The organism is Dysosmobacter sp. (assembly GCF_052306735.1).
Taxonomy (GTDB): domain Bacteria; phylum Bacillota; class Clostridia; order Oscillospirales; family Oscillospiraceae; genus Oscillibacter.
Genome location: NZ_DAWBAJ010000074.1, coordinates 1 through 6039 on the forward strand (window position 1 = coordinate 1; position 6039 = coordinate 6039).

At 59.0% G+C, this 6039-nt stretch carries 5 protein-coding genes and 1 pseudogene; all 6 read right to left on the reverse strand.

What is annotated here, in order from left to right; all coding sequences use genetic code 11:
* The coding region (locus ACT67G_RS11625; RefSeq protein WP_443664338.1) for a GTP-binding protein at nt 1-348 on the reverse strand (348 nt) is incomplete at its 3' end.
* A 102-nt stretch (nt 349-450) separates the two neighbouring features.
* Nucleotides 451-2556: an elongation factor G gene (gene fusA, locus ACT67G_RS11630; RefSeq protein WP_325247754.1), complete on the reverse strand. Its 2106-nt coding sequence runs from the start codon at nt 2554-2556 to the stop codon at nt 451-453.
* Between the two features lie 15 nt (nt 2557-2571).
* On the reverse strand, nt 2572-3042 hold the full coding sequence (gene rpsG, locus ACT67G_RS11635; protein WP_325247755.1) for a 30S ribosomal protein S7: 471 nt from the start codon (nt 3040-3042) through the stop codon (nt 2572-2574).
* A gap of 136 nt (nt 3043-3178) precedes the next feature.
* Nucleotides 3179-3595 (reverse strand): 30S ribosomal protein S12, encoded by a 417-nt coding sequence (rpsL, locus tag ACT67G_RS11640; protein WP_325247756.1) that lies wholly within the window; start codon nt 3593-3595, stop codon nt 3179-3181.
* A 99-nt stretch (nt 3596-3694) separates the two neighbouring features.
* Nucleotides 3695-3937: a ribosomal L7Ae/L30e/S12e/Gadd45 family protein gene (locus tag ACT67G_RS11645; RefSeq protein WP_325247757.1), complete on the reverse strand. Its 243-nt coding sequence runs from the start codon at nt 3935-3937 to the stop codon at nt 3695-3697.
* Nucleotides 3938-4248: 311 nt separating this feature from the next.
* Nucleotides 4249-6039, reverse strand: a pseudogene (locus ACT67G_RS11650) (DNA-directed RNA polymerase subunit beta'); the annotation flags it as partial.

Sequence of the window (6039 nt, forward strand, 5' to 3'; positions counted from 1 at the left end):
GGTCTGAGCCATGGGGCCGTCGGAAGCGGCGATGACCAGGATAGCGCCGTCCATCTGAGCAGCGCCGGTGATCATGTTCTTGATATAGTCGGCGTGGCCCGGGCAGTCAACGTGAGCATAGTGACGCTTCTCGGTCTCATACTCAACGTGAGCGGTGTTGATGGTGATGCCGCGCTCCTTCTCCTCGGGAGCCTTATCGATGGCGTCATAGGCCTCGAACTGAGCCTTGCCCTGCAGGGACAGCCACTTGGTGATAGCGGCGGTCAGAGTGGTCTTGCCATGGTCAACGTGACCGATGGTGCCGATGTTAACATGGGGCTTGGTTCTTTCAAATTTCTGCTTCGCCATTTGAAAATCCTCCTAACAATTTCAAAAATGCGTTGTGCGATAGAAAATCATCAGTAATGATTATTTTACAGCATAACTAAGGGAAAATCAATCCCTTTTTCCTTACTCCTGGGGCTTGGTGCGCTCGCTGACGATCTTGTCACGCAGGCTCTTGGGCAGCTCGGAGTAGCTGTGGGGCTCCATGGTGTACTGGCCACGGCCCTGAGTAGAGGAACGCAGGTCGGTGGCGTAGCCAAACATGTTGGCCAGAGGCACCAGAGCGTCCACCTGCTGTGCACCGGGACGGGCCTCCTGGCCCAGGATCTGGCCGCGGCGGGCGGTCAGGTCGCCGATCACGGTGCCCAGATAATCGTCGGGGGCGATGACGGAGACCTTCATGATGGGCTCCAGCAGCACGGGATCGGCCTTGCGCATAGCCTCCTTGAAGGCCATGGAACCGGCGATCTTAAATGCCATTTCAGAAGAGTCCACTTCGTGATAGGAGCCGTCGTACAGGGTGACCTTTACATCAACGACAGGGAAGCCAGCCACAACACCAGCCTGCAGGGCGCCGCGAATACCGGCGTCGACAGCGGGGATGAACTCCTTGGGGATGGCACCGCCCACAACGGCATTGATGAACTCGTAGCCCTTGCCGGACTCGTTGGGCTCCAGCTTGATCTTGACGTGACCGTACTGGCCGGAACCACCGCTCTGGCGCTTGTACTTGGTCTCCTGATCCACAGCCTTCTTGATGGTCTCCTTGTAGGCCACCTGGGGTGCACCCACGTTGGCTTCCACCTTGAACTCGCGCAGCAGGCGGTCCACGATGATCTCCAGGTGCAGCTCGCCCATGCCGGCGATGATGGTCTGGCCGGTCTCCTCATCGGTGTAGGTCTTGAAGGTAGGATCCTCCTCGGCCAGCTTGATGAGGGCCATGGTCATCTTCTCCTGGCCAGCCTTGGTCTTGGGCTCGATGGCCACGCGGATAACAGGCTCAGGGAACTCCATGGACTCCAGGATGATGGGGTGCTTCTCGTCGCACAGGGTGTCGCCGGTGGTGGTGTTCTTCAGACCAACAGCGGCCTCGATATCGCCGGAGTAGACCTCCTCGATATCCTCCCGGTGGTTGGCGTGCATCTGCAGGATGCGGCCCACGCGCTCCTTGACGTTCTTGGTGCTGTTGAGCACGGAAGAACCGGTGGTCAGGTGACCGGAGTACACGCGGAAGAAGCTCAGACGGCCCACATAGGGGTCGGTCATGATCTTGAACGCCAGGGCAGAGAAGGGTGCCTCATCGTCAGAGGGACGCTCCTCCTCCTCGTCGGTCTTGGGGTTGACGCCCTTGATGGGGGGCACGTCCACGGGGGAGGGCAGGTAATCCACAATGGCATCCAGCATCTTCTGAACGCCCTTGTTCTTGTAGGAAGTACCGCAGGTGACAGGCACCATCTCGTTGGCAATGGTGGCCTTCCGGATGGCGGCACGGATCTTGGCCTGGGGCACCTCTTCGCCGCCCAGATACATCTCCATGATCTCATCGTCGAACATGGAAACAGCATCCATCAGCTTCTCATGGTACTCGTTGGCCAGATCCACCATATCCTCGGGGATAGGCTCCACACGCATGTCCTTGCCCAGATCATCATAATAGATATCGGCATCCATCTCGATCAGGTCGATGATACCCTTGAAGGTATCCTCGGAGCCGATGGGCAGCTGAATGGGCACCGCGTTGCACTTGAGACGATCATCGATCATGTGCAGCACGTTGTAGAAGTCCGCGCCCATGATATCCATCTTGTTGACGTAAATCATGCGGGGGACATGATAGTTATCAGCCTGACGCCACACGGTCTCAGACTGGGGCTCCACGCCGCCCTTGGCGCACAGCACGGTCACAGAGCCGTCCAGCACGCGCAGGGACCGCTGCACCTCGACGGTGAAGTCCACATGGCCCGGGGTGTCGATGATGTTGATCCGGGTCTTGGGGAACTGGTTCTTGGAACCAGACCAGAAGCAAGTGGTAGCGGCGGACGTAATGGTGATGCCGCGCTCCTGCTCCTGCTCCATCCAGTCCATGGTGGCGGTGCCGTCATGGGTCTCACCGATCTTATAGTTCACGCCGGTGTAGAACAGGATACGCTCGGTAGTCGTGGTCTTGCCTGCATCGATGTGAGCCATAATGCCGATATTACGGGTGTTTTCCAGAGATGTTTTTCTCGGCATACTGTATCTCCTAACTTACCAACGGAAGTGGGCGAAGGCCTTGTTGGCCTCGGCAGCCTTGTGCACTTCCTCGCGCTTTTTCACAGCGCTGCCGGTGTTGTTGGCAGCGTCCATGATCTCGCCTGCCAGGCGCTCAGCCATGGTGCGCTCACTGCGGGAGCGGGCGTAAGCGGTCAGCCAGCGCAGGCCGAGGGTCGTACGGCGGGCGGGGCGGACCTCCATGGGCACCTGATAGTTGGCGCCGCCCACACGGCGGGCCTTGACTTCCAGGCTGGGCATGATATTCTCCATAGCCTGGTTGAAGACCTCCAGGGGGTCTTTCTCAGTCTTTTCCTTGATCTGGTTGAAAGCGGAGTAAACCACCTTCTGTGCCACGCCCTTCTTGCCATCCTGCATGACGCTGTTGGTCAGGCGGGTCACCAGAACGGAACCATATACGGGATCCGGCAGGATCTCTCTCTTGGGAACATTACCTCTTCTGGGCACTATGCTTCCCTCCTTCATAATAATTCTATGATCTCATAGGTACTCAAAAGGCATATAGCCTTCCGTGAATGCCTGCCAAAGAGGTGTCCACACCATACATGTTAACCTATTCGGCAAAGCTTTCGAACGCACGTCCTTACTTGGACTTGGGCCGCTTGGCACCGTACTTGGAACGGGCCTGCATCCGGCCATTGACGCCCTGGGTATCCAGAGTGCCACGGATGATGTGGTACCGGACGCCGGGGAGGTCCTTGACACGGCCGCCGCGGATCATGACCACGGAGTGCTCCTGCAGGGAGTGGCCAACGCCGGGAATGTAGGCGGTGACCTCGTAGCCGTTGGTCAGACGCACACGGGCGATCTTACGCAGAGCGGAGTTGGGCTTCTTGGGGGTCGCGGTTCTCACGGCGGTGCAGACGCCTCTCTTCTGGGGAGAAGGCAGATCGGTGCTCTTGTTCTTCAGGGTGTTGAGACCGTACTGCAGGGCGGGAGAATTGGACTTGAAAGTAGCCTGTTCTCTTCCTTTACGGACCAGCTGGTTAAAAGTAGGCATGAATGTTCTCCTTTCTTTCATATTTTTGGCAGCCGCTTCAGGCGGCAGCCTTTATTTTTTGCGGAAAGCCCGAAAGCTATTCCGAAAAAACCGATTTTTTCAGGACAACAGGGCCACGACAGAAGCCCCCACCGTAATACGGCAGGCCTGGCCCAGCTGGGCCATGGTATAGGCCTCCTCTACGGGGATCCCCGCTTCGGCGCAGCTTTGCGCCACCGGCTCCGTGATGGCGGGATCGGCGTCGCAGGCAACGAACACCTGGCAGGCACGTCCCTCCCGAATCGCCTTTCGGGACTGCTTCACGCCGATGACTTTCTCTTTGGAAGCAATCTCCGAGATCACGGGTCAGTCCTCCTGAAACGCATGGCAAATTTCGCGGAATACACCCGCGCAGGTTGAAATTATACCATGTTGGAAATGTGCAGTCAAGTATTTTTGCATATGAATTTTTATTTACAAAAGCTCGGGACAGCCTGCATTTTCTTAAAGTCTGTTCGCTGTCCACTGCATTTTTTTCCGTCCCGTCCTCTCTCCCGGAAGGTATTTTTTCGGTGAGGTGCGTCTGACGGGGTGAAAAATTTTTTCTAAAATTTACAAAAAAGGAGAAAAAGAGCGGCCGCACAGGTGCGGCCGCTCTCAGACAATATGAAGGATCAGAGTTCTTCGGAGGAAGCGCTCACAGTCTCCTGGGTCTCGGACACGGGATCGGGAACCAGTTCCTCAGCGAAGGTGTGATACGCCTGCAGGCCGGTACCCGCGGGGATCAGCTTACCGATGATGACGTTCTCCTTCAAGCCCACCAGATGGTCGGCCTTGCCCTTGATGGCAGCCTCCGTCAGGACCTTGGTGGTCTCCTGGAAGGAGGCGGCGGAGAGGAAGGAGTCCGTAGCCAGAGAGGCCTTGGTGATGCCCATCAGCAGCTGGGTGCCCACGGCGTGGCGCAGAGGCTCGCCGTTCTCCTGGCGCTCGCCGGCAGCATTGCGGCGGTCGATCTCCTCGTTGGCGTCGTCCAGTTCCAGAACGTCCACCATGGAGCCGTCCAGCAGCTTGGTGTCGCCGGCATCCTCCAGGCGCACCTTGCGCATCATCTGACGGACGATGACCTCGATATGCTTATCGTTGATGTCAACGCCCTGCTGACGGTACACACGCAGGACTTCCTGGATGAGGTAGTTGTACACGGCGTCGGCGCCGCGGATGCGCAGCACATCGTGGGGGTTCAGGGCGCCGTAAGTCAGCTGGGCACCGGCCTCTACCACGTCGCCGTCCTTCACCTGAAGGCCGGTGTGGGGCACCGCGTAAGTGCGGGTGTCGCCGTCGGGTGCGGTGATGATGAGGTTCATGAGGCTCTTACCGGTCTCCTCAAACTTCACCGTGCCGCCGATCTCAGCCAGCGTGGCCATCCGCTTGGGCTTGCGGGCCTCGAACAGCTCCTCAACACGGGGAAGGCCCTGGGTGATATCGCCGCCGGCCAGACCGCCGGTATGGAACGTACGCATGGTCAGCTGGGTACCGGGCTCGCCGATGGACTGGGCGGCAATGATGCCGACAGCCTCGCCGGGGCCAACGGGACGGGAGGTGGCCAGGTTCATGCCGTAGCACTTGGCGCACACGCCGCTGTGGGCCTTGCAGGTGAGGACCGTGCGGATCATGACGGTGGGACGCTGGTCGGGATTGGCAGGATCATACTCGCAGCGATCGCCCTCCCGGACGTTCTGCTGGACCCAGTGACGGGTCTCCATGATCTTGGCATCGCCTTCGTCCATCATCTTGGTGTTGGACACCAGCACCTCGCCGGTGTCGGCATCCACCACGTCGCTCACCAGGAAGCGGCCCCGGACACGGTCGGAGAACTTCTCGATGACCTGGCCGTTTTCGCTGATCTCGGAGACCTTGATGCCGTGGGTCACATGGCAGTCCTGCTCCCGGATGATGACATCCTGAGAGACATCCACCATGCGGCGGGTCAGGTAACCGGAGTCGGCGGTACGCAAAGCCGTATCGGCCAGGCCCTTACGGGCGCCGCGGCTGGAGATGAAGTACTCCAGAGCGGTCAGACCTTCACGGTAGTTTGCCTTGATGGGGATCTCGATGGTCTTACCGGCGGTGTTGGCGATCAGGCCGCGCATGCCGGCCAGCTGACGGATCTGCTTCATAGAACCACGGGCGCCGGAGTCCGCCATCATGAAGATGGGGTTGTAGCGGTCCAGGTTCTTCTGCAGGGCATCGGAGACGTCGTTGGTGGTCTTCTCCCACTCCTGCACCACCTGCTTGTAGCGCTCGTGGTCGGTCATGAAGCCCATCTTGTACTGGTTTTCAATCTCCAGAACCCGCTGCTCCGTGGCGGCGACCAGCTCGTACTTCTTGGGAGGCACGGTCATATCCGCGATGGAGACGGTGATGGCCGCCAGGGTGGAGTGCTTGTAGCCGGTGGCCTTGATGGC

Coding starts and splice junctions, on each gene's coding strand:
- fusA (WP_325247754.1), bottom strand. CDS start 2,556: ATGCCGAGAAAAACATCTCTGGAAAACACCCGTAATATCGGCATTATG.
- rpsL (WP_325247756.1), bottom strand. CDS start 3,595: ATGCCTACTTTTAACCAGCTGGTCCGTAAAGGAAGAGAACAGGCTACT.